The following is a 21,725-nucleotide window of genomic DNA, read 5'->3' as shown; positions in this document are numbered from 1 at the left end:
GCCAACAAAATGGTTCGAGGAGTTGGGTCTGTACTCGTTGCGAAATGGGTATGAGTCACTAAAAGTATATTCGGAACCGCCGTATGCGACCCACGCTTGTACGGTGGTGTGAGAGGACGGAGGCCGTGAGGCCTCCTCCTACTCGATTGTGCCTGAAAATGCACCCTCATTGATCACAGTCAGTTTTATGTATAAGGTTAAATTAATCAGAATACTGTAACTATTTCATAGGCAAGGATACGCGATGAAATTGAACTGTGACATGGGAGAGAGTTTTGGCGCCTGGCAAATGGGGAATGACCATGCGGTTATGCCCTGGATTGATCAGGCAAATATTGCTTGTGGGTTCCATGCCTCCGATCCGGATGTGATGGCACAAACTGTCAAATGGGCGATTGCCCGTCAGGTTGAAATTGGTGCGCATCCCGGTTATGACGACAAGATTGGCTTTGGTCGTCGCAGCATTCCACATGCCCTTGATTCTATCACTCGGCTGGTCGCCTATCAGGCCGGTGCATTGGACGCGATTTGCCAGCTTCACAATACCCACATTTCTTATATCAAACCTCATGGCGCGCTATATAACGACATGATGGCGAATGATGGTATTTTCGAAGCCATCGTTGCCGCGGTCGCAGGCCTTAACCCGCACAGGGCTATCAAGCTCAAGCTGATGATCCTGGCCCAGCCTGACAATACACACTATCAGAAGATAGCCGAACGTTATGAGGTTGACTTGTTGCTTGAGGCATTTGCCGATCGTGCCTACGACGATACGGGCAGTTTGGTACCGCGCTCGAACCCGGAGGCCGTCTATCACGATGCTACCAAGATCAAGCAGCAGGTGATAGAACTGGCGGAGGGCAGGGTTATAACGTTATCAGGTAAGACACTGATACTTCATGCCGATTCCGTGTGTGTTCATGGCGACAATGATGAATCTATAGCGACGATAGCAGCCTTGCACAAGGTGCTGAACCCATGATGCGCATCGAGCCAGTGTCGGAAACCAGCTTGATTGTGTATCTGGGGGAGCAGATTGATACGCAGCTGACGCAGCGCATCGGACTGCTGGCGAAATACCTCAAGGACACTTTTCCGAGAGCCTTAATTGAAGTGATTCCGGCTTATACGTCGCTGTTTGTTCAGTACCACCCTCGCTTGGTTAGCTATAGTGCGCTTTACAAAGCGATTACCCATTATGCACCACAGCTGACTCAGGTATTGTCTGATGCTCCTTCTGGCAAGCTGATCACATTGCCGGTTTATTATGATCATGAGGTTGGTCCGGATCTGCCTTCACTTGCCGAGTTGCACGGGTTAACGACAGAACAAGTTATTGTACACCACAGTGAACCTACCTATACCGTGTGTGCGATTGGCTTTGCGCCGGGCTTTGCTTTTTTGGCGTCTGTTGATCAACGGATTGCAACCCCTCGCCATGCCGAACCTCGTCAGAAGATCCCCGCCGGCAGTGTTGGCATTGCCAATGAACAAACTGCCGTTTACCCGGCTGACTCCCCCGGGGGCTGGCAGATCATCGGTAATTGCCCCAAACCGCTGTATTCACCCGAGCAAGATCCTATGTCGCCTTTTAACGTCGGAGACAGGGTTAAATTCATGCCGATTGGAAGAGATCAGTTTATTCAGCAAGGAGGAAGCGTTTGGCCTCATTGGAAATAATCCATCCCGGTATGCTAACGCTACTTCAGGATGTTGGGCGGCTGGGTGTTGGCGAACAAGGATTAAGTCAGGGCGGAGCCGTAGACTTGCATGCCTATTGTTGGGCTAACTACCTTGTCGGTAATGCGATGGACTGCGCTCAGCTCGAGATTACACTCGGGCAGGCATGCCTCAAAGCCCAAGGCGATATGATATGTGCCCTGACCGGAGCCGATATGGGGGCGACACTGGGTGGTAAGCCGATCGCATTGTGGCAGAGCTTTTTGGTCAAAGATGGCCAGGAGATAAAGTTTGCCTACCCACGTTCTGGCTTGCGTGCCTACCTTGCCGTAAAAGGCGGTTTTAACGTTCCGGCCGTATTTGGTAGTGTCTCGACAGTGGTGCGCAATCAACTGGGAGGTCTCCAAGCTGGCAGAGCGCTGCAAAAAGAGGATTCGCTATTTGTCGAAAGCACGGTAGAGACTGACAATTTTGAGCCTCGATTGGCACCGAGCCGTTACATCCCTGACTATTCTGCTCCAATTTACTTACGGGTCATAGAGTCGTACCAGTGCAGCCGTTTTTCTGCCGAATCGAAGCAGCAGTTTTATCAGGGCGTATATACAGTGACTCAGCAGACGGATAGGATGGGATGCAGGCTCGAAGGGCCTGCATTGGTCGGAGATATTGACGGCATTATCTCTGAAGCAATTGCCTATGGGGCGATTCAGATCCCGCCGAATGGCCAGCCCATTGTATTGCTCAATGATCGCCAGACATTGGGTGGCTACCCTAAACTGGGATGTATAGCCCGCGTGGATATGCCCCGACTGGCGCAGGCAATGCCGGGAGCTGCTGTTCGTTTTAGCATTGGTGATCTGGAGCTGCTGCAGCAAGAATGGCAGGACTTTTCACTGTTTTTCGGTCTGCCAATCTAGGCGTTTTAAAGGAGTCTGCATGTATATATTCGGTTATGGCAGTTTAATTAACCATCACTCACGCTCGTTAACCAGCCAGACCGGGAAGGCGGTGCCAGCAACGGTGAACGGTTTGCAGCGCCATTGGGGTAAAGTTGACGGCAGCTACAGGATATCGCCATTGGTTGCTATGCTTGGTGAAGGCCATTGCAACGGTGTGCTGGTGAAAATTGGTGAGAATTCTCTGGCAGAGTTTGATCGCAGAGAAAAAGGTTATCGCCGTATCGAGCTGGATCCTGCCGATGTTGCCGCAAGCCATGTTGTTGAGAGCCAGAAGATAGTTATTAATGAACCCGTCTGGGCTTATGTCAGGGCGAATCCCCAGCCGCCTTGTGAAGTCCAACCGATTATGCAGACCTATGTTGATACTGTTCTGGCAGGTTGCCTGTCCATTTCAGAACAGTTTGCCAAAACATTTGTCGAAACAACTAAGGGGTGGCATCATCCGTTTGAAAATGATCGTCAGCAACCTAAGTATGGCAATCTGGCTGGCGTGCTTGATGAGCACTTGATGCTGATTGATCAGTTGATTGCGGATGTTCGCCACCCCACTTAATCGCAACTTTAGTGAAGTTATGGCAAAACCCAATAAGAAAGGGCCGACCAAAACCGTTGATGTGTTTTGTGCCGGTTGTAAAACCCAGTTGTTCAAATACCGTAAAGGTGGCAAGGGAGCGCTGGTTAAGTGCTTTAAAGAGCGGATCAGTAAGGATTACACCCAACAGCCCTGCATTTGCCCGAATTGTCAGGGAATCTTTGCCAGAGATACATTGGTGCGGGGAGCGCCGGCGTATAAAATCATTGGTGGTAAGGTCACCATGAAGTAATTATTGGCGGGTTGAGGTTATATCATTTCCTGCTGTTTTTAATGATGTAGTCTTGGGGCACTGAATATTACTGTGCACGATCGTTGCTTTCAGGTCGAGGAGCTTACGCTTGTAGGTCGCCTTTACCAGTTGATAGTCGATATCAGGTGCAAACCACATCACTAGTTTGCGATCGCTCTTGCGTACCTGTTCGACCCTGAAGGTATTCAGACGGCCATATCGGGTGTCAATTTTCTCCTGGCGCTTCACTTCAAAATAGTAGTGATCAACGTCCTCGGTATCTTGTAGCTTGAAATCAAATTTCTTTTTTCCATTAATCAGGTTGAGTCTGATCTGGGTACCGACCGCATCACCATCCAGTATCGGAATGTCCGCGCTGCTGAAACGCCGGGTCTTGCCATTCTTACGTACTGAAGAGTTAAGCCCGTCGTGACTAAAGGTTGCGGACGTGTTGCCCGACATTAGCCCGGTAATGTTGCGAGTAAAAGACTGGGTTAGAAACGCCCCTTGCTTATCTGACCAATAGACAACGCTGCTTTGCCTGAGTTTGCTTTTGGTGACCAGAACATTCACTTTGCTGTATGAGCGAATGGTGACCTTGTCGCCTTGCCAGCTCAGTGTTCGAGAAAGCTGGCCAATCTTATGGCCACTGAAAAACAAGTCGTAGGTCAGAGCCTTGGTGCATTGGTGGAATGTTTGCGACGGAATCGCAAAAAGAGACGATGAGTACAGTAGGATGCCTAGCCATAACATAATCAATAAAGACTGCCTTTTCACTCGACCTCCAATAGACTGAGACTATTTTGCTCTATATCTAAAAACGTTAGCAGGGGCTGTAGGATTACGCAAAGGAGCAGCAGGTAGGGATAGTAGAGCCGGTAACAAAAGCAGGCCAGTAATGGCCTGCTGTACATCAATATAAAGAGGATTTATTTCAGTAATCGCTTGAGGATTTTGCCTGTCGCTGTCATTGGCAGCTCGCTGACAACTTCGACTTGTCGAGGGTATTTGAAGTCTGCCAAGCGTTCACGTCCCCAGGCAACAAACGCCTTGCTGTTGGTTGTGGAATCTTCTTTGGGTACGATAAACGCTTTGACTTCTTCGCCATAGGTTTTATGGGGAACACCAATTACGGCCACCAGATGAACATCTGGGTGGGTCATAAAAGTTTCTTCGATATCGCGAGGGTAGATATTGTAACCGCCCCGAATAATCACCTCTTTCAGACGATCGACGACAAAGACATAACCGTCTTCGTCGAAACGGACGATATCGCCGGTGTGCAACCAGCCGTTGACGATGGTTTTCGCGGTTTCCTCTGGTTTTCTGTAGTAGCCCTTCATGACGTTATGGCCACGGATCAGCAGTTCACCTTCTTTACCTTGGGGAGCGTCATTTCCGTCACGGTCAACGACCTTCATGGTCACTCCCGGCAGCGGTTGGCCGATGCTGCCTGGCTTGCGTTTATATTCCAGGTGGTTGAAAGCAGCAACTGGCGATGATTCGGATAAGCCATAGCCCTCGATAACCGGCACATTTAGCTTGGCCTCAAATTGCTTCAGAATCTCAACCGGCATTGATGCCCCGCCGGAAATTGCCACTTTCAGGTTGTCGGCAATCTCTTTTAGGTAGTCACCGCCATGCTTTTCGGCAAAAGCCAGCAAGCCGATAAACATAGTCGGGACACCAGCTAAGTGGGTGACTTTGTGCTTGTGCATCTGCTGCAGCACCGTTTTCGGAACAAAGCGGGGGATCAGGACCAGGGCACTGGCTGTCAGCATCGAGGTATTCATGATCAGTGACTGACCAAAGGTATGGAACAGCGGCAAAATAGCAATGCTGACATCGGTTCCTTTTTGGTTGGTCAGGGCCTGACAGGCCTGAGCATTGCAAAGCATGTTACTCTGACTCAGCTCGGCACCTTTAGCTCGTCCGGTTGTGCCTGAGGTGTATAGGATGACGCAGGTATCCTCGGCAGTACGGTACACCGCATCGAATGATGTTTCTGTTGACTGCAGCCACTGATTAAAGCGGTGGGCATCCTCGGGAAGGGCGATATCCTCACCCTCTGATTCAATCAGAATATAGTGCAGGCAGCTATCTGTTTGGCTGTAGCCTTCATAGCAATACTCACCGCAAGGCATTGCATTGTTACCCTGAAAGCTAATGATTGCCACGGCGTCTGAGTCATCGAGGTGGTACGCCACTTCAGGGCCTTTTAGCATCACGTTTAACGGAACGGTGATAGCCCCTACTTTTTGAATCGCGTAGTAGCCGATGACAAACGCCGGTGTGTTCGGACAAGAAATAGCCACTTTGTCATCAGGCTTGATACCAAGTTTTACCAACTGGTTGGCGACCTGGTTGACCATGGTGTTGAGTTGACGATAGCTGATTGCCTCATCATGGAAAATGAGCGCAGTGTTACTGCCCCGGAAGGTAGCATTGCGTTCAAGGTTGGTAGCAAGGTTATACATAGTGATGTGTTCTTATATTGGTGCAGCAATGGCTGGCATAAATGGTAACGAAACGGCGTTATTGAATATTACACGAAGTCATTCTCTTTGGCCTTACCTGGTTAAAGTGAATCGCGTGTATAAATTAACTATTATGCTGCCAGTTTTTAGTGAGTATTGTACTGGTCGAATTGAGAGCAATAAAAAAGATGAAACTTTTCTTTCAATATAACTCAATAATTATTAAAGACTTATAGTGGGTAGTACAATATTAGCCACAACCCCGTAAAGGGGGTAAATAGTAAACTATTGAATTTATTGTTATTTTTAATAAATCTTTATAGCTGCAAATTGTGACCGTTTAATGTCGGAAATTTGACGATTTACAGACTCACTCCTATTTTTAGTTGGGTTTAACTGAGAGAGAGGTTAGGTGTGATGAAAAAAATGAATTCGGCATATCGACTACAGATCATCAAAGAAGTGGCAACAAGAAAGCGATTGGTGGAGCGGGGAGACCCGATGGCTTGTCATATCTCTCAGTTACTGGAACAGAGTAATCAAGAATCACCAATAGTGGAAAAAAACTTTAATGGTTGCCACTATGATGCGCAGATAGGAGGCTGGGTCAGCAATTTGTGGGATGCCAACAAATAGTTAACACGCTAAAGGAGCCGGTTGATGGGCGGTGTAGTACATTGTTTCCGGTTCCTCTGATAGCCACTCTGCAGCAATCAAATTTAGTCTGAAAACCATTTCAAGACTGGAACAAAATGATCGACTAAGGTACATTGCCCCGTCAATGTTTTGTTAGGTCGACGAATGAACTACGTAGAGTTAGATAGCTATTCCCGCAAGTGGATCTTTACCCACGCCTCTATGCCTGTCGAGGCAACTGATTTAGAGCAAATTAAACCTTTTACTCAGGCTCGATCAGCTCAAATTTGGCGCGAACATATTAGCAGCCAGAGCCCGGATGCCGATCATTTTGAGAAAGATGACTGGGCACATGATCAGAAAATCTGGTCAGAAGCGATTGACTGGCAGCATGCCTGGGATAGTGACGACATTGACCTTCCGCCAGAAGTGATGGAGTTCATTAATTGGGAAGACAATACCACTGTCTTTTTCTGCTACGAAAAGTACAACGTCATTGAGACCAAGTGGGGAGTCTTCAAGCGTAACTGGAAGAATTTCTTGTTCTTTGACGATGGCCCGATTTTGATCGGCCGAAAGAAACCTCAGGCGCTCTGGTTCCAGTCTAACGGGACATTCAAGTGTGCCAAGCGTAGCTAGCTGATGAACATAATCAGTGCCGCTTAAATAGAAGTGGCACTGTTGTATATTGCTCACTGGTGATGCCGTTGCCATCCACTAGTCATTAGTTCGTCCTGAACTGATTAAATTCGATGATCCGCCCCTTGCCTGACAGTTTGGCACCATACATGGCTTTGTCGGCCCGCCGTAAAATATCGTCTACATCCTGAGACTCATCAGAGTAAACATAGTAACAACCTATACTGGCACCGATGTTGAGCTGTGTTTTCTTCCCCAGACTAATCGGTTCCATAATTCTGGCCAAAATACGTTCGCACGTGAAGGATATATCATCCCGACTGGCTACCGGGTTGATAATGGTAACAAACTCATCACCAGCAAGGCGGGCGACCATATCACTCTTTCGAACTGTTCTGAGTAACCGTTCAGCGATGATTTTGAGGACTTTATCACCGGCACTGTGACCATAAGTGTCATTGACCGTTTTAAAGTCATCCAAGTCAATAAATAACACTGCAAATACAGAGCTTTTTGATTTTTGCTTACTGAGCACCTGCACCAGTTCCTGATGTAGTTTGCTCCGGTTGGCAAGGTTGGTTAGCGGATCATGGGTGGCGAGGTGTTCAAGCCGCCGCATTTTTTTCATCGAGCGAAGATCTGATGCTATCACCACGGTTTGAAACTCATTGCTATGGCTTATTTGAATCCTGTTAATGCGAAGGAATAAAGGGATAAAAGAGCCGTCTTTGCATACCGGACTCAATTCTCCATGCCAGTGGTGGGTCTTCTTAAGCGCCTGACGGATAGCGAGTTCGACTTTACTGTCTTTCCCCAGATCGAACAGGATATGGAAGTGCCTGCCAATAGCCTCGTCTGGATGATAACCAAGGAACCGACTGAATGCCGGGTTGACCATGTTTATGATCCCCGAGTCACTGAGTAGCATGATAGCGTCCTGGCTGCTGTCGAAGACCTGAGCCGCCATTTTTTGTTGTTGCTCGGCTTGCTGTTTTTTTGTGACATCTTCAATGGCAAACAGTGTCTGCCTGCGATGTTCTAAGGGGCGGCTGAGTATCTGATAGGTGCGTGATTGTCCTGATGATGTTACCCCTTTTCTGATCTCGTGGTCGAATTGCTGCTGGTCGTTAAGGACAGCTTCGAGTTGCTGATTGAAGATATCGGGTTGTTCGGTATGCAATACATCAGTCAGGCTAAGTCCTTTTACTTTATCGGCAGAAAGCCCGAGAACAGATAAGCTGGCATCATTTGCCAAAGTGATGGTGCCTGATTGATTAACCACTAGCAATGCATGCTGCACTGTTTCGATGACATCATCAGCAAAGGCTATTTCTTCGCTCAGCTGATTTAAAGTGGCGTGAATTTTCGCCTCTCGCTCGTCAAGTTTTTTTTGCATGCTGTTGAAGCAACTGACTAACTCGCCGACCTCATCATAGGTTTGTGTTTGTGGGGTGATAGGGCTTGGGTTTTCATCTTTGATAATACGGTTTACAGCATGATTTAGCTGGGAGATGGGATGAATGACCCACGCCTGTACGCGATTAATGATGTAGGCAGTCAGGGCAATGATGGCAAGCAGCAACATAAAGCTGACTTGGAAATGGGTAATGCGCATCTCTTGAAGTGTTTTCAATGATACACCGATATGCATGTGGGCGATGGGTTCGTTATCCAGCATGACGGGTACAGTCAGGTAGAGCATTTCGGGGCCAAAATGATAACTCTGTTTGGCTACATCATGTTGCTCTTCTTGTGTTGGAGAGACGAACTCTATGTCCGGGTTGATGTATTGAACAAACAGGCTGTGATCCGGATGTTCAAGCCGGACTCTGGCGACGAGCGGGGCGGCTTTGAAAGCCGACATAATTTCAGTGCCGTCAAGGTGATCATTAAACAGCACTGCGGCTGTCAGGTTCATTCCTACACCGTTAGCAAGTACTTGCGTTTGGCTAAGCAGGTTCTCTTTCTCGATCTTTAAAAAGGTTTGATAAGTGATAAATTGCAAACTGATGAAAGCCAGGACGATAAAGCCCATAACCGGTATCGATAAGCGTTGGCTCAGGGAGAGGCGATCGATAAGTCTACTCAAGGTTGCCTCCTTTCTGCCGGGCAGGAGGTAGGGCAATCCGTAGCAAACGAGAGCTGATAGTCAGCTCTCCTTTCGTCACGTTATCTATCGCAATCGCTGGTTTTATTCGCTTTTTTGCTGCGCGAAGTTCTATCATCCCACCTCGCTGGAGGAAACGCTCACCGTCACTTACCGTCAGTACGCCAGTCAATTGTGGAATTGTCTTCAGCTTCTGCAGCGTGTCTTGCGGAATATACAGCACTTCACAGTTGTTGCTGGCTTGGCTGAAATTGGTGATTGAGGTGACGGTCGCTGAGCGATTGGGTGGGGTTTTCCGAAAGAGAACCTGTTTGAGTGTGAGTGTTGCAGTATCGCTACCCAGGCTGCAGTAGCGAATACGCTCTGGGGCCGGCTCGGGCCATCGAACAAAATTGGCAAAATGGTACAGGTAGAGGGCCTTAACTTCTTGCGGCGAATATCTGCTGTTACTCTGCGTATTGGTGTCAGCCTGGATATAGGAAGAAAAGAACAGGGCGATGACAAGGCTGCCTAAGCAAAGTTGCCTTGCGATTAACGACGGCCTGTTAAAAGTGGCTGCCAACTGGTTGTGATACAACATTGGAATAAATCCGCTACTCACAGTCACCGTTCCAAAGGTTATATTGGCAAGAGTAACAATTACAAATTAACGCTATTACAGACCACTCATTTTCTTTGCGGCCATCAGCCGCTTAATGTTTTGTGTACCCAGCGACATATTGACGGCAGAGGAATGTACCGAGCAGCCCGATGAAATTAACGGCTGGTGTAAGGGCTCACCCAGTGACACAAAGAGCCGGGTTCCGATACTGCCGGTTCTGATCTCCAGCGGCAGGGAAGATGGCGTCAAGGTGCCCATTTGGTGAGGGTGTAGCTGATTACCGCCGATATAGGCTCGTCCGGAACGAATATAAACGAACCCTGTTGTTTGGCTTTTGTCCGGCTGGAAGTGCCAAACCCCATAGGGGGCGATAATGATATCGAGGTAGGTAACGGGAATGCTGTACTTTATAGGACTAACCGAGCCCTTGTAGTTGCCGATAAGCACCTTGGTCGCAGAATCGATTTCCTCGACCAGTGGAATTTGGTGGGATGAAACGTTAGAACTTGAGGCGTCGTCCATTTCTTTGTGACCCGCAGGCAATGCGGTCCACAGGCTGAAAGACTCCACCCGGCCGTCTTGAGGCGTCATGGTATCTTTGTGAATAATCCCGTTTCCCGAGGTCATCACATGAATATCACCGCTATTGAGTGTGACATGGCTGCCCGATGAATCGAGGTGACGGAGTCTTCCTGTTACAGGGTAACTTATTGCATCAACCCCGGAGTGACCGTGATAATCGAGCCCGGTTGTACGGATTATTTCTTTGGCTTCAAAATGATCCCATAAAACAAAGGGATCAAGTTCATTGAGATTATCCGCATCGATAAATGCCGTAATGGATCCGGTTTTGTGGCCGTAGCGGATTTTATTTATCTTTTTAGTGTTTTTCATGATCAAATACCAACAGCAATGGTTATCTGATTTGCCACTAACTCGATCTGCAGAGCCTGACAACGAATTTATTGGCCTTTGTATAAATAAGAATGGCCTAAATAATGATTTTTGATTATTAAATCTTAGACCTAGGACTCTGGATTGCTCAAGGTCAGAACAGGAAAACAGTGGATTCTTTTGGCCTAATTTAATCGCTCCAGCCAATTGACTGGATACTGCTGCCTTATTTCCAAGTCACATAATCGACAGAAGCCGGGCAGCCTAGCTCGGCGAACTTTTTTAGCCAGCGGATTTGGTTGTTTTGCAGCTTGTCGCCGGGGCCTTTTACCTCGACCCACTGATACTGCTCGGCCTTGAACATGATAAGGTCAGGCAGGCCCGAGCGGTTGTTTCGCGGGTCGAACAGCAGTCGCTTGAAGAGCTCGCATAATATCGTGCTCGGTATGGCGCTGGTGGCCTGGAGTACGATGTCTTCTGTTAATACCGACCAGTTTACCCAGTCGTTGCTTATCCCTTGTTTATTGCGGTAGATCTCTGTCCACGCCTGCCAGTTATTATTACTGATGTCTGTCAGGCGCTGGTTGATTAATACCTCACGCTGTTGATAGAACTCCGGGTGGAACATGTCGCGGGGCGAGCGTTGGTAGGGGTTCAGAAATGCCCCCGGCACTGGCGCGAAGATAATATCCCAGAATGCCAGCCCGAATAAGCCGCACAGCAAGCTATTTTCCAAATAATATACCGACCAGCCCAGGCTTGCGTAGTGGGCCGCCACGGCTAGTTCGACCCGTTGGCCGTTATTGGCTAGTGTAAGGTGGTTTTCATTAAACACGGCTTTGGCTACAGGTTGATAAGTTCGCTTTAGGGTACGGCTTAATTTCTTTTCCAGCCGTTCGGCAACCTCAGCCTCGTCTTCATTGTGCGGTGACTGTTTAATCGCCAAGGTCAGTTCAAGGGCCGCTTCGAACTGCTGAAGCTTATCCAGAATACGTACCTGACGTTCTCTTGAAGGTGGGAGCAGGTTTTCTCTGAATAGCTTTAGTGCCTGCTCGGGCATATCAAAGCGTTCTAAATCTCGTGCGATATGATTGATGAGCTGCTGGCGTCTTCGCTCTAGGGGAGGCCATTGACAGGCTGATGGGATCACCTCTGTAAGCGCGACGATCTCTGCTTGATCTTTGTTTTCTTTTGCCTGCCAGTAGTGATCGCTGAGAGAGGATAACTCAAGCCATTGCTGGATCTGGCGACGATCGCTAAAGAGACGGCTTTCCTTGTCGATGGTGTAGCTTTCGAACTGGTTCAACCCGAGGTCCGAGAGTACAAACTGACTCAGATCCTGATAGCGGTTGCCAAAGAATAACAGTAGAAACGTATCGAGGTGCTGCTGGTGGCAGATCTGTATGATGTCTTGCTTGAATTCATCTAGTGCTGGAGCATGTATAAGCAGCTCTTCGATAAGCTCTGGCTTGCGGTATGACTTGCAAGGAGCCAGAGCTGGAAACAGCTTCAGCAACTCTGGTTTGGTAAACAGGCTAATGACTTCTTCTAGCGGCCAGTCAGGCTTATTGCTTTCGACAAAGCCGACATTGTGAAGCGCCTCGGCTGCCAGGGAAATATCACCAATCTCTTCATAGCTAAGCTTATCACAGCGGAAAAACAGACCTTTTCTTGATAGCAGGCGGATACATAGCATCTGGGCCTTTTCAGGCAGATGTTGAAATGTCACTATCCATGCTGCTTCTTCGTCGCAAAGCAGATCGCTGTACTGCCGATTGACCGAGTCGATGAGCAGACGGAAGTTGTGAAGGTAGTAGTCCGGTGCGAGTACGATAGGCGTCATGGTCTGGTTTATGCGCTGAGGGCATTCATAATTCTGTCAATGGTTTACATATTGCACTGCTGGTATGATGTGATCAATATTTCCGTGTTGTAAGGTCTGCTGTGTTTGCTCTGCTAAGAATCGTAAATCGCCTCTGTTTTGGTCTTTTTCTAGTTTGTGTCGCGTTGCCGACAGCGGCAACGACTTCTGTAGCAAGTGAGTCAGATGTTCTCGGTGCTATGCCCGCTGATATTGTCGGCGCCGTTTGTGTTATCCGGCATGAAAATAAAATGGTCATGTTAACTGAAGTGATCACCAAAAAGATGTCGCTGCCCGGCGGATACATCGATAAGGGAGATACCCCGAGGCAGGCAGCAGCGCGAGAAGCACTGGAAGAAACCGGTATTCGGGTGAAGGTGGGAGACTTACTGGAATACCGTCGTCGAGCCGCTATTTTTGGCTGCGTTGCAGAGTCACCCATTTTGGTATCATCATTTCAAGACAATACTGGCTACTCCATGGTTGCCTCTTGGTTTGCCAAGCATTATGCCACTGAAGTCAAACGCGTCTATCTCGTCGATCCTTATTTGGTTGAACCGGAGAAACATCGCTTTAAAATAAGTGCGAGCTTGTTGACTGAGTGGATGGAGAAAACCCCGCCGAGCGAAATTGAAATGTATTCCGACCTTAGTCGCAAGGTCAATTCACTGCATCGGCTAGAACTTGACTGGGTTGAGCAGCTTCAGTTGTGGGTCAGGTCTTGGCCTGATGCCGGTCAAAGAGTCTTTTCACACATCATTGCTGTTGTGAACTTGCCGGGTGAACCTTGGTTTCTTGCATTGTTGGTCATCGTTGCCATTGGCTTGTATGGTCCGACTGGCTTGCTTCAATTAGCCGTTGTGCTGCTACTGGCAACGTTTACCAGCGGTGTGATTAAGCTGGGATTGGCGTCGCCCCGTCCATCGGACATCATGCCCGAACTGCAGCAAATAAATGCCTACGGATTTGGTTTTCCTAGCGGCCATACCTTGATGGCTACCATGTTGTGGGGCATGTGTTGGTATGCGCTGAGCAAGCGTGTCGGTACGGTGGTAAAATGGTTGTCGTTACCACTTTTCCTGATATTTATCGTTGGGCAGGCTGTTGCCAGAGTCTGGTACGGGGTGCATTTTGTCAGCGATACCCTTGCCAGTATCCTGCTCGGGGTGATTTTCGTCTCTGCTCTGATTGTCTGGCATTCCGCTTCTAGCTACTCACTTCAGCAGGCAATTGTGAATCGATGGTTTTGGCTATCGACAGCCCTTGCTGTTGGGATTGTGGCCGGACTTAGTCTGGCACCTCTTCATACTTATATTTTTGCGCTATTGCTGGGTATCGTGCTTAGTGTCGAAGCGTTGCCGGATAAGCCGTTTCCGCTCTCACTTCTGGGGCGCTTCAAGCTAATGCTAATCATGCTTACCGGGGTGGGAGTGATAGGAGTCGGTATTGAGTTTCTGGCGTCGCTTTCCTCGGTGAGCTTGATTGTTCTGGCTATTCGGGGAGCTGGCTGGACGCTTGCCGCTATTTGGCTTATTGCTGGTTCGTCGGCTTTGGTAAAAAGATTGAAATAAAATTCTGCCCTTGAGCAGCGTTTTATGTTGTTGCGCTCCGTCACACTTTGTTTCATATTCGGAGTGAGGTAAAGTGAATGCAAACGATTTATAAGAGAGGCCAGTAGCCGTAGGATACGGCAGCCATACTGGACAAGGAGAGCAATGTTACCTGTATTAACACATCAGAATAGTATCGACGATGTCGTGCTGTCATATCTGAGCGAGTTGGAAAAAGCCGGTTTTGCCGGTGATATCGAACAAAATTATGCCAGCCGACTGGCTGTGGCCACTGATAACAGTGTGTATCAGCAGCTGCCACAAGCCGTCGTTTTACCCCGTACCACAGACGATCTTATCTTGATTGGCCGGGTAGGCCAGAACCCGAATTTTAAGCAAGTCACCTTTTCTGCCCGTGGGGGCGGTACTGGAACCAACGGTCAGTCACTAACGCCGGGGATCGTTGTTGATCTCTCTCGCCATATGAACCAGATCATTGAGGTCAATCCGGATCAGGGCTGGGTACGAGTACAAACCGGGGTGGTAAAAGACCAGCTTAACGACGCCCTGCGTCCTTACGGCTATTTCTTTTCGCCGGATTTATCAACCAGTAACCGCGCTACTATCGGTGGAATGATTAATACCGACGCATCTGGTCAGGGATCGCTGAAATACGGTAAGACCTCTGATCACGTTTTGTCGCTGAAAGCCGTTCTGGTGGATGGCTCTGTTCTGGAAACCGAACCGCTGACTCAGGAGCAGGTGCTCGCGGCGTCTGAAGGGGATGAGCTTGCCAGTAAAGCAATGCTGGTATCTTCTCAGGTGTGCCGTGACAAGCGACAGCAAATTGTTGATAAATTTCCGCCGTTAAACCGCTTTCTGACCGGTTACGACTTACAGAATGTCTTTGATGACGCGCTGACGGAATTTGATATTACCCGCCTGTTGTGTGGCGCTGAAGGCTCGCTGGCCTTTATTGCCGAGGCGAAGCTCAATATCACGCCAATCCCGAAATCCCGGACCTTAGTGAACATTAAATACGACAGCTTTGATTCGGCCTTGCGAAATGCCCCGATGATGGTCGAAGCACAGGCTTTGTCGGTTGAGACGGTTGATTCGCGGGTACTGAATCTGGCCAAGCAGGATATCGTGTGGCACACCGTTAGCGATTTGCTGACAGACGTTCCCGGCAAAGAGCTGCTGGGCATCAACATGGTTGAGTTTGCCAGCAATGATCCGGAAGAAAATCAACGCCAGGTCGCAGCTTTGTGCGTACAGCTCGATTCTTTGATCGCGGAAGAACAAAGTGGGGTGATTGGCTATCAGGTGTGTGATGATCTTGCCAGCATCCAGAAGATTTATGGCATGCGCAAGAAAGCGGTTGGCCTCTTAGGCGCGGCAAAGGGCAGTAAGAAGCCAGTTGCCTTTGCTGAAGATACTTGCGTGCCGCCGGAAAACCTTGCTGATTTTATTGCCGAGTTCCGTCAGTTGCTTGACGAGAAGCAGCTGGATTACGGCATGTTCGGTCACGTGGATGCCGGGGTGCTTCATGTGCGCCCGGCACTGGATATGTGCGATCCGGAACAAGAGCGCCTGATGAAGGAAGTGTCCGATCAGGTTGTTGCGCTGGTGGCAAAATATGGCGGCCTGATGTGGGGCGAGCATGGTAAGGGGTTCCGCTCGGAATACGGACCGGCATTTTTCGGCGATGAGCTGTTTACCGAGCTGAGACGAATCAAGGCGGCGTTTGACCCGGATAACCGAATGAACCCCGGCAAGATTTGTACCCCGCTTGATAGCAATGCTGAGTTGGTGAAAGTCGACGGAGTGAAGCGTGGCTTCTATGACCGACAGATCCCGATGAAGGTGCGTGATAGCTTCAAGCAGGCAATGGAATGTAACGGCAATGGCTTGTGCTTTAACTATGATACAAGCTCGCCGATGTGCCCATCGATGAAGATCACCGCCGATCGCCGTCATTCGCCTAAAGGCCGCGCAGGCTTGGTACGCGAATGGTTACGTCAGTTGTCTGAGAAGGGCATTGATCCGATGAAGCTGGAAGCGGAGCTGATGAGTCAGTCACCGACAGTGAAGCAGATTATCGACCGGTTTAGAAATACCTTCGGCTCGGGCAAGAGCGACTATGACTTCTCCCACGAGGTAATGGAAGCCATGAATGGCTGTCTGGCTTGTAAGGCGTGTGCGAGCCAGTGTCCAATCAAGGTTGATGTGCCGAGTTTCCGCGCTCGCTTTATGAATATCTATTACAGTCGCTATCAGCGCCCGGTGAAGGATTACCTGGTGGCCTATGTAGAAAGCTATCTGCCCTTGATGGCAAAAGCACCAGTGACCTTTAATGCCGTGATGCGTCCGTCGTGGTCGAAAAAGCTTACCGAGAAAACGATCGGCTATGTGGATATGCCGGCGTTATCGGTGCCGACCTTGAAGGAAGGGCTGGATGGTCATCATGCCACGCGTTTTGACCTGCAGTGGCTACAGGCATTGTCGGAACAAGAGCGTCAGAATTATGTGCTGATTGTTCAGGATCCGTTTACCAGCTTCTACGATGCCGATGTGGTACGAGATTTTGTCTACCTGATTGAAAAACTCGGCAAGAAGCCGATGCTGGTGCCGTTTAAACCCAATGGCAAGGCGCAGCATATTAAAGGCTTCTTGCGTCAGTTTGCCAAGACGGCACGTAATACCGCTGATTTTCTCAATCAGCTGTCGAGCCTGGGCATTCCGCTGGTGGGCGTCGATCCGGCGCTGGTGCTTTGCTACCGGGACGAGTATGAAGAAATTCTCGGTGACAAACGGGGTGAGTTCCATGTTCAGACGGCTCATGAGTGGTTATTGCCGCTATTGCCAGAGCTGCCCTCTCATCCTCTTCGTGAAGACGACAGATGGTATTTGTTTGCCCATTGTACCGAGAAGACCAAAATGCCGAATGCCGAGAAGGAATGGGCTGAGATCTTTGCCCGCTTCGGTGCCAACCTAATGCCTGTGTCTGTCGGCTGTTGTGGCATGGCTGGTACGTTCGGCCATGAAAAAGACAAACTTGAAATGTCCCGTGGTGTGTACAATCTGAGCTGGCAGCCAAATCTTGAACAGTTGAATACCGACAGGTGTATGGCGACGGGATATTCTTGCCGAAGTCAGGTTAAGCGATTCGAACATATCAAGATGAAGCATCCGGTTCAGGTGCTGCTTCAGGTTGTAAATAACCTCCGATAAGCTTCGATTACCGGTGTGAAAATCAGAAAGCGAGAACCAGGGTTCTCGCTTTCTTTTTGGTGCTTTTTATTTCTGTCACTGACCTTATGCCATCGCTGTTAATCGTCAGGGCACAGCCAGCGATAGACTACCCCGGCGGCGATGGCGCCCAGAATCGGGGCAACCCAGAAGAGCCATAGTTGTGCGATGGCCCAATCACCGACCATAATGGCAGGCCCAGTACTTCGGGCAGGGTTAACGGATGTGTTGGTGACCGGAATGCTGATTAAATGGATCAGTACCAGCGCCAACCCGATAGCCAGTCCGGCCATTGAAGGTGTGGCCAGTTTGTGGGTAACACCGAGGATCACAATGAGAAACATAAAGGTCATGACGAACTCGGTGATAAAACCTGACAGCATGGTATAACCGCCGGGTGAGTGGTCACCATATCCGTTTGAGGCAAGCCCGCCAGCAAGATCGAAACCGGCTTGACCACTGGCAATGATATAAAGTACAAATGCGGCAAAGATAGCGCCGAGCACCTGGAAGACAATATACGGGCCAACTTCACTGGCGGGAAAACGTCCTCCTGACCACAGGCCGACGGTGACTGCCGGGTTAAGATGGCAACCTGAAATATGGCCAATGGCATAGGCCATGGTGACAACAGTTAAACCAAAGGCAAACGACACACCCAGTAGGCCGATACCCACATCCGGGAAAGCGGCGGCTAATACTGCGCTGCCACAGCCGCCCAATACCAACCAGAATGTTCCAATAAACTCAGCCACCAGCTTTTTGATCATCGTTATAATCCTCTTAGGATGGGATGTATTGGACAGAGTATAGAAACGGAACTGGCTGATTATCGGCTCAAAAATGGAAAAGTGAGCCAATATACCCAAACCCCTTCAAGATGCAGGACCCAGAGTAAGGTCCGCGTGTTCAGTTCAAGGAAAATAACGGTAGGTATACTCAAGCTTTCTGCGCCCTAGCGATTGGCCTCCAGCAAATAGGTTTCAAGCTGATCGGATAGCCAGGATATGACGGCACCACGCTGTGTTTTGCTATCAACAATTTCGCCATAAGGTTGCCAGTTCATTGCCTTACTATGTTTGAGTACGGTAATCGTTCCTTCTCGTAAATGATCATTGATTAACAGGGCTGGTACGTAAGACCAGCCTGCGCCGTCCAGAACGGCGTCACGGAGATGTTCATAAAAGGGAAGGGCGATGAAATTGCTGGAGCGTGGTGTCGCCGCTTTCAGGCTTTCGTCATCAACATAGGCAAGCGCGATCTCGGTATATCTTTCCAGATCAGAGCTGCTGACTTTACGTAGTCGACTCAAGGGGTGCGCTTTGCAGGCCACTGACATCATGCGAACCTGTCCAAGTTCATGGTGATTCACACGGGAGACTCTGTGGTCGCCGGGTAGCAGGCTGTAAGCAACATCAACAATATTTTGCTGCACCATTTGTTCTAGCTCAGGTGGTGGCGCAACATAAATCGATATACTCGTGTTCGGAAAGCGTTCGCTCATTTGCTGCACCAGTTGACGCCAAAGCAATTCAGGCAAAGTATCGTCTCTGGCTATGCGCAAAGTCGATTCAACACCGCCAAGGTGTTGGCTGCATTTATTCTGAATATCACCGGCAATCATCAGAAGCCGTTCACAATCGTTATTAATGGCTTCGCCAATGTCAGTTGGTTGAACCTTGTTTCCCGATCGTTCCAGGAGCTGAACGCCCAGGTCATCTTCGAATGCGCTTAGCGCGGCACTGACTGTTGTCCGGCTTTTGTTGAGTTTTCGCGCAGCCTCGGCAATGGAGCCGCACTGGCATATTTGCAGGAATATTTCGATTTGGCTGATTTTCACGATTGAGCCTCGCTTGGGTACGGAATGAGCTGCTGGTCTATTGATAGCATCTCCAGCGTCAATTATTTCGTCGCTTGGTGATTATAACAAGCGAAACTATCACGATAAGATAGTTATATTAAGAATGCCCGACGAAAAAAGCGTCGGTTGATAGAGGTACTTATGACTTGTAATGTGCAGCTTGAACGTCGGCTGCTTCAGTTTTCGACTTTCTCCTCGTTTTTGTTTGCCATGATGGGGATCGGTCTTGGTTTGTGGATGGGCTCATTGGTCATCGTTTTTGACGGCGCCTATTCGTTTATTAGTCTGGCTTTGACACTGGTGTCGCTGGTTGCAGCTATGTCTATTCGCCAGCCTGATGGCGCATCCAGGGATAAAGCAAAAGTTGAATCGCTGGTGATTGCCTTTAAGGGCGTTGTAATTACCGTGATGTGCTGTATTTCTTTTGGCACAGCTGTTATTGCTATTTTTAATGGCGGGCGTGAAGTCGATACAGGGTTGGCTCTGCTCTTCGGAGTGATAAACATTGTTGGCTGTCTGGCAACGATCTGGGTAATGGCAAGAAAAGGCAAGCAGGCCAATTCTGCGCTGGTGGAAGCAGAAGTCAAACAGTGGGCAATGGATACAGTGATTAGCGGCGCTGTAATGATTGGATTTGTTATTGCCACCTTTATGGAATACACCGATTATTCCCAATATGCCGTGTATGCTGATCCGGTGATGGTTGTCCTAGCCTCAATCTATTTTGTGATTGTACCGTTGAAAATGGTTTACGGTGCGGTGAGTGATCTTCGGAGGCTAAGCGCCCAAAAAAGGATTGCTTGCGAACAGAAGGCTGTAGGTGCACTGATGAAATGAGCAGCCACAGAAAAATAAGCAACTAATGCTTAAACGGGAAGCCCCAATGGCTTCCCGTTTTCTGTTACATGCGCTCAAGTTTATTTTCGTCCGAGAAGTAGGGTATCTTCAATTTCTCGGAAAAAATTCGCCGTATTGATCAGTGAGCTTGCCGTTAGTGCCGGTACGCCGTAGATCTCGACATCCACATTATATTTGGATTGTACCTTGTCGACGAGCAGGTCAAAGTCGCCGTCACCGGATAGCAAAATGATACGATCAACATCCGCTGCGTGCTCAATGACATCGAGGGTGATCCCCACATCCCAGTCACCTTTAGCCGACCCGTCGCTACGCTGGATAAATGGCTTGAGTTTTACTTCAAAGCCAATGCCTCTCAGAATATTTTGAAACTGACGCTGTTTTTCGTCACCCCGGTGAATGGCATAGGCGTAAGCGGCAACGACCTCCCGGCCCTGTGTGGCTTCTGCCCAAAATGCGTTGTAGTCAAAGTTACAACCATAAGTATCTTTGACTGTGTAGTAGATGTTTTGCACATCGACGAAAATAGCAACTTTTTCCACAATAATTCTGACCAGATGAATGATAGTTCACAGAGTGCCTCTATATGAGTAAAAACTCAAGCATGATGAGCTGATACGGTTATATTGTTAGGGCTTATTTCTCTTACAGTCTCTGGCACTTGTAGACGAGGGAGAAAAATGTGACAGTAAAGCCAGTTATGTGTCAGCTGAAGAAAACTGTTGAATATGATGATGAAGAAAACCCTGGCGATGTGCCTTTTGCTTGCTCCTGCCGTATCTTTTGCCAAGAGCTGCCCTGTGGATGTACAGAACGATATTCACATTGCCGGCGAGCAGGTGTCGGTGTATCAAGGCGGTCAGCCTAAGATGATGATTGACGAGAATAATCAGGTATTCATTAACGGCGAGCGTCTGGAGCTGGATGCTCTCCAGCAAAAAGCGGTTGATGCTTACAGTCACGGGGTGAAAGAGTATTTGCCCAAGATGGCCGATATTGCCGATGATGGTGTGGGTATTGCTTCCGATATTTTGAATGAAGTCTCTGCGCGCTTCGACTCGAAAGAATCTTTTGCCAAGGTTGAGTCCTTGATTGATGACTACAGCCAAAAGGCACACCAGAAATTCTATCAGGATGGCGAATTCGTTATGCCTGCCGATATTTTTACTACCGTCGATGCTGACTGGAAGCAGGAATTTGAACAGGCCATGAAGCATGTCAGCATGGAGTCGTTGTCCGGACTGTTTTCTGCATTGTCGCAGGAAATGAAAAACGGCGAGCTGAATTTCTCTGAGCTGCAACAACAATTTGCCGAACTAAAGGCAAGTATTGAAGAGAAAGTGCGTTCTCGCTCGGGTGAGGTTGCAAGCAAAGCCAATGATCTTTGCGATTCAATCAAAGGGCTGGCCGAGGAAGAGAAAGAGCTGCATCGCGTGGTGCCGGCGTTGAAAGATTATCAGATGTTCGAAATCTAGTGAGATTGATATAAGTCTATTGATTTAACTAGCAAAACCCGCACTTTA

20 protein-coding genes and 1 pseudogene are annotated in these 21,725 nt (G+C 48.7%); 12 read left to right on the top strand and 9 right to left on the bottom strand.

Going from position 1 to position 21,725, the window contains the following annotated elements; translation table 11 throughout:
• The 6 genes and pseudogenes from EIZ48_RS29980 to EIZ48_RS24180 all read left to right on the top strand — a co-directional run.
• A pseudogene (locus EIZ48_RS29980) lies at positions 1-112 on the top strand (group II intron maturase-specific domain-containing protein); the annotation flags it as partial.
• A gap of 132 nt (positions 113-244) precedes the next feature.
• The gene (locus tag EIZ48_RS24200; RefSeq protein ID WP_160657451.1) at positions 245-985 is read left to right on the top strand and encodes a 5-oxoprolinase subunit PxpA; all 741 of its coding nucleotides are present in this window, start codon (positions 245-247) and stop codon (positions 983-985) included.
• Entirely contained in the window at positions 982-1,683 is a 702-nt protein-coding gene (pxpB, locus tag EIZ48_RS24195; RefSeq protein ID WP_160657449.1) for a 5-oxoprolinase subunit PxpB, read from the top strand. Before EIZ48_RS24200 ends, pxpB begins: the two co-directional genes overlap by 4 nt.
• An 11-nt stretch (positions 1,684-1,694) precedes the next feature.
• Positions 1,695-2,600, top strand: coding sequence for a 5-oxoprolinase subunit C family protein (locus tag EIZ48_RS24190; protein ID WP_240153082.1), 906 nt, complete (start codon positions 1,695-1,697; stop codon positions 2,598-2,600).
• A gap of 19 nt (positions 2,601-2,619) precedes the next feature.
• Positions 2,620-3,195 carry a gamma-glutamylcyclotransferase family protein gene (locus tag EIZ48_RS24185; protein ID WP_160657445.1) on the top strand — a complete coding sequence of 192 codons (576 nt, stop codon included), beginning with the start codon at positions 2,620-2,622 and terminating at the stop codon, positions 3,193-3,195.
• Positions 3,196-3,214: 19 nt separating this feature from the next.
• The gene (locus EIZ48_RS24180) at positions 3,215-3,466 is read left to right on the top strand and encodes a hypothetical protein (protein ID WP_160657443.1); all 252 of its coding nucleotides are present in this window, start codon (positions 3,215-3,217) and stop codon (positions 3,464-3,466) included.
• Here EIZ48_RS24180 and EIZ48_RS24175 read toward each other — a convergent pair whose 3' ends face one another.
• Positions 3,467-4,243 carry a DUF3108 domain-containing protein gene (locus tag EIZ48_RS24175; RefSeq protein ID WP_338046945.1) on the bottom strand — a complete coding sequence of 259 codons (777 nt, stop codon included), beginning with the start codon at positions 4,241-4,243 and terminating at the stop codon, positions 3,467-3,469.
• Positions 4,244-4,395: 152 nt separating this feature from the next.
• Positions 4,396-5,943 carry a long-chain-fatty-acid--CoA ligase gene (locus tag EIZ48_RS24170; RefSeq protein WP_160657442.1) on the bottom strand — a complete coding sequence of 516 codons (1,548 nt, stop codon included), beginning with the start codon at positions 5,941-5,943 and terminating at the stop codon, positions 4,396-4,398.
• A 417-nt stretch (positions 5,944-6,360) separates the two neighbouring features.
• Between EIZ48_RS24170 and EIZ48_RS24165 the strand changes: the two genes are divergently transcribed.
• Positions 6,361-6,579 carry a hypothetical protein gene (locus EIZ48_RS24165; RefSeq protein ID WP_160657440.1) on the top strand — a complete coding sequence of 73 codons (219 nt, stop codon included), beginning with the start codon at positions 6,361-6,363 and terminating at the stop codon, positions 6,577-6,579.
• Positions 6,580-6,744: 165 nt separating this feature from the next.
• Positions 6,745-7,218 carry a DUF2947 domain-containing protein gene (locus EIZ48_RS24160; protein ID WP_160657438.1) on the top strand — a complete coding sequence of 158 codons (474 nt, stop codon included), beginning with the start codon at positions 6,745-6,747 and terminating at the stop codon, positions 7,216-7,218.
• 85 nt (positions 7,219-7,303) lie between these two features.
• Here the strand turns inward: EIZ48_RS24160 and EIZ48_RS24155 are convergent, their stop codons facing one another.
• The 4 genes from EIZ48_RS24155 to EIZ48_RS24140 form a co-directional block, all read right to left on the bottom strand.
• Entirely contained in the window at positions 7,304-9,307 is a 2,004-nt protein-coding gene (locus EIZ48_RS24155; protein WP_160657436.1) for a diguanylate cyclase domain-containing protein, read from the bottom strand.
• Entirely contained in the window at positions 9,300-9,905 is a 606-nt protein-coding gene (locus tag EIZ48_RS24150) for a YfiR family protein (protein ID WP_160657434.1), read from the bottom strand. Before EIZ48_RS24150 ends, EIZ48_RS24155 begins: the two co-directional genes overlap by 8 nt.
• A gap of 75 nt (positions 9,906-9,980) precedes the next feature.
• Positions 9,981-10,820 (bottom strand): pirin family protein, encoded by an 840-nt coding sequence (locus EIZ48_RS24145; protein WP_192928719.1) that lies wholly within the window; start codon positions 10,818-10,820, stop codon positions 9,981-9,983.
• A gap of 226 nt (positions 10,821-11,046) precedes the next feature.
• Positions 11,047-12,663 carry a VRR-NUC domain-containing protein gene (locus tag EIZ48_RS24140; protein ID WP_160657433.1) on the bottom strand — a complete coding sequence of 539 codons (1,617 nt, stop codon included), beginning with the start codon at positions 12,661-12,663 and terminating at the stop codon, positions 11,047-11,049.
• A gap of 101 nt (positions 12,664-12,764) precedes the next feature.
• Here EIZ48_RS24140 and EIZ48_RS24135 point away from each other — a divergent pair, with 101 nt between their 5' ends.
• Positions 12,765-14,252, top strand: coding sequence for a phosphatase PAP2 family protein (locus EIZ48_RS24135; RefSeq protein ID WP_160657431.1), 1,488 nt, complete (start codon positions 12,765-12,767; stop codon positions 14,250-14,252).
• Positions 14,253-14,396: 144 nt separating this feature from the next.
• Positions 14,397-17,465, top strand: a complete 3,069-nt coding sequence (gene ydiJ, locus EIZ48_RS24130) for a D-2-hydroxyglutarate dehydrogenase YdiJ (RefSeq protein WP_160657429.1) — start codon at positions 14,397-14,399, stop codon at positions 17,463-17,465.
• 98 nt (positions 17,466-17,563) lie between these two features.
• Here the strand turns inward: ydiJ and aqpZ are convergent, their stop codons facing one another.
• Together aqpZ and EIZ48_RS24120 are read right to left on the bottom strand one after the other, a co-directional pair.
• Positions 17,564-18,253, bottom strand: a complete 690-nt coding sequence (gene aqpZ, locus EIZ48_RS24125) for an aquaporin Z (protein WP_160657427.1) — start codon at positions 18,251-18,253, stop codon at positions 17,564-17,566.
• A gap of 185 nt (positions 18,254-18,438) precedes the next feature.
• Positions 18,439-19,323 (bottom strand): LysR substrate-binding domain-containing protein, encoded by an 885-nt coding sequence (locus EIZ48_RS24120; protein WP_160657425.1) that lies wholly within the window; start codon positions 19,321-19,323, stop codon positions 18,439-18,441.
• Positions 19,324-19,485: 162 nt separating this feature from the next.
• Between EIZ48_RS24120 and EIZ48_RS24115 the strand changes: the two genes are divergently transcribed.
• On the top strand, positions 19,486-20,181 hold the full coding sequence (locus tag EIZ48_RS24115; RefSeq protein ID WP_160657423.1) for a cation efflux transmembrane domain-containing protein: 696 nt from the start codon (positions 19,486-19,488) through the stop codon (positions 20,179-20,181).
• 80 nt (positions 20,182-20,261) lie between these two features.
• Here EIZ48_RS24115 and EIZ48_RS24110 read toward each other — a convergent pair whose 3' ends face one another.
• Complete coding sequence (locus EIZ48_RS24110; RefSeq protein WP_160657421.1) at positions 20,262-20,744, bottom strand: NYN domain-containing protein; 483 nt, start codon at positions 20,742-20,744, stop codon at positions 20,262-20,264.
• A gap of 186 nt (positions 20,745-20,930) precedes the next feature.
• Here EIZ48_RS24110 and EIZ48_RS24105 point away from each other — a divergent pair, with 186 nt between their 5' ends.
• Positions 20,931-21,677 carry a YggN family protein gene (locus tag EIZ48_RS24105; protein WP_160657419.1) on the top strand — a complete coding sequence of 249 codons (747 nt, stop codon included), beginning with the start codon at positions 20,931-20,933 and terminating at the stop codon, positions 21,675-21,677.
• The last annotated feature ends 48 nt before the right edge of the window (positions 21,678-21,725 follow it).

It is taken from the genome of Photobacterium alginatilyticum, assembly GCF_009910675.1.
Classification (GTDB): Bacteria; Pseudomonadota; Gammaproteobacteria; order Enterobacterales; family Vibrionaceae; genus Photobacterium; species Photobacterium alginatilyticum.
The sequence above is the reverse complement of the archived record's forward strand: the minus strand, read 5'-3'. Positions and strand labels throughout refer to the sequence as shown.

Coding starts and splice junctions, on each gene's coding strand:
- EIZ48_RS24185 (WP_160657445.1), top strand. CDS start 2,620: ATGTATATATTCGGTTATGGCAGTTTAATTAACCATCACTCACGCTCG.
- EIZ48_RS24140 (WP_160657433.1), bottom strand. CDS start 12,663: ATGACGCCTATCGTACTCGCACCGGACTACTACCTTCACAACTTCCGT.
- EIZ48_RS24160 (WP_160657438.1), top strand. CDS start 6,745: ATGAACTACGTAGAGTTAGATAGCTATTCCCGCAAGTGGATCTTTACC.
- EIZ48_RS24150 (WP_160657434.1), bottom strand. CDS start 9,905: ATGTTGTATCACAACCAGTTGGCAGCCACTTTTAACAGGCCGTCGTTA.
- ydiJ (WP_160657429.1), top strand. CDS start 14,397: ATGTTACCTGTATTAACACATCAGAATAGTATCGACGATGTCGTGCTG.
- pxpB (WP_160657449.1), top strand. CDS start 982: ATGATGCGCATCGAGCCAGTGTCGGAAACCAGCTTGATTGTGTATCTG.
- EIZ48_RS24170 (WP_160657442.1), bottom strand. CDS start 5,943: ATGTATAACCTTGCTACCAACCTTGAACGCAATGCTACCTTCCGGGGC.
- EIZ48_RS24190 (WP_240153082.1), top strand. CDS start 1,695: ATGCTAACGCTACTTCAGGATGTTGGGCGGCTGGGTGTTGGCGAACAA.
- EIZ48_RS24165 (WP_160657440.1), top strand. CDS start 6,361: ATGAAAAAAATGAATTCGGCATATCGACTACAGATCATCAAAGAAGTG.
- EIZ48_RS24105 (WP_160657419.1), top strand. CDS start 20,931: ATGATGATGAAGAAAACCCTGGCGATGTGCCTTTTGCTTGCTCCTGCC.
- EIZ48_RS24180 (WP_160657443.1), top strand. CDS start 3,215: ATGGCAAAACCCAATAAGAAAGGGCCGACCAAAACCGTTGATGTGTTT.
- EIZ48_RS24145 (WP_192928719.1), bottom strand. CDS start 10,820: ATGAAAAACACTAAAAAGATAAATAAAATCCGCTACGGCCACAAAACC.
- EIZ48_RS24200 (WP_160657451.1), top strand. CDS start 245: ATGAAATTGAACTGTGACATGGGAGAGAGTTTTGGCGCCTGGCAAATG.
- EIZ48_RS24115 (WP_160657423.1), top strand. CDS start 19,486: ATGACTTGTAATGTGCAGCTTGAACGTCGGCTGCTTCAGTTTTCGACT.
- aqpZ (WP_160657427.1), bottom strand. CDS start 18,253: ATGATCAAAAAGCTGGTGGCTGAGTTTATTGGAACATTCTGGTTGGTA.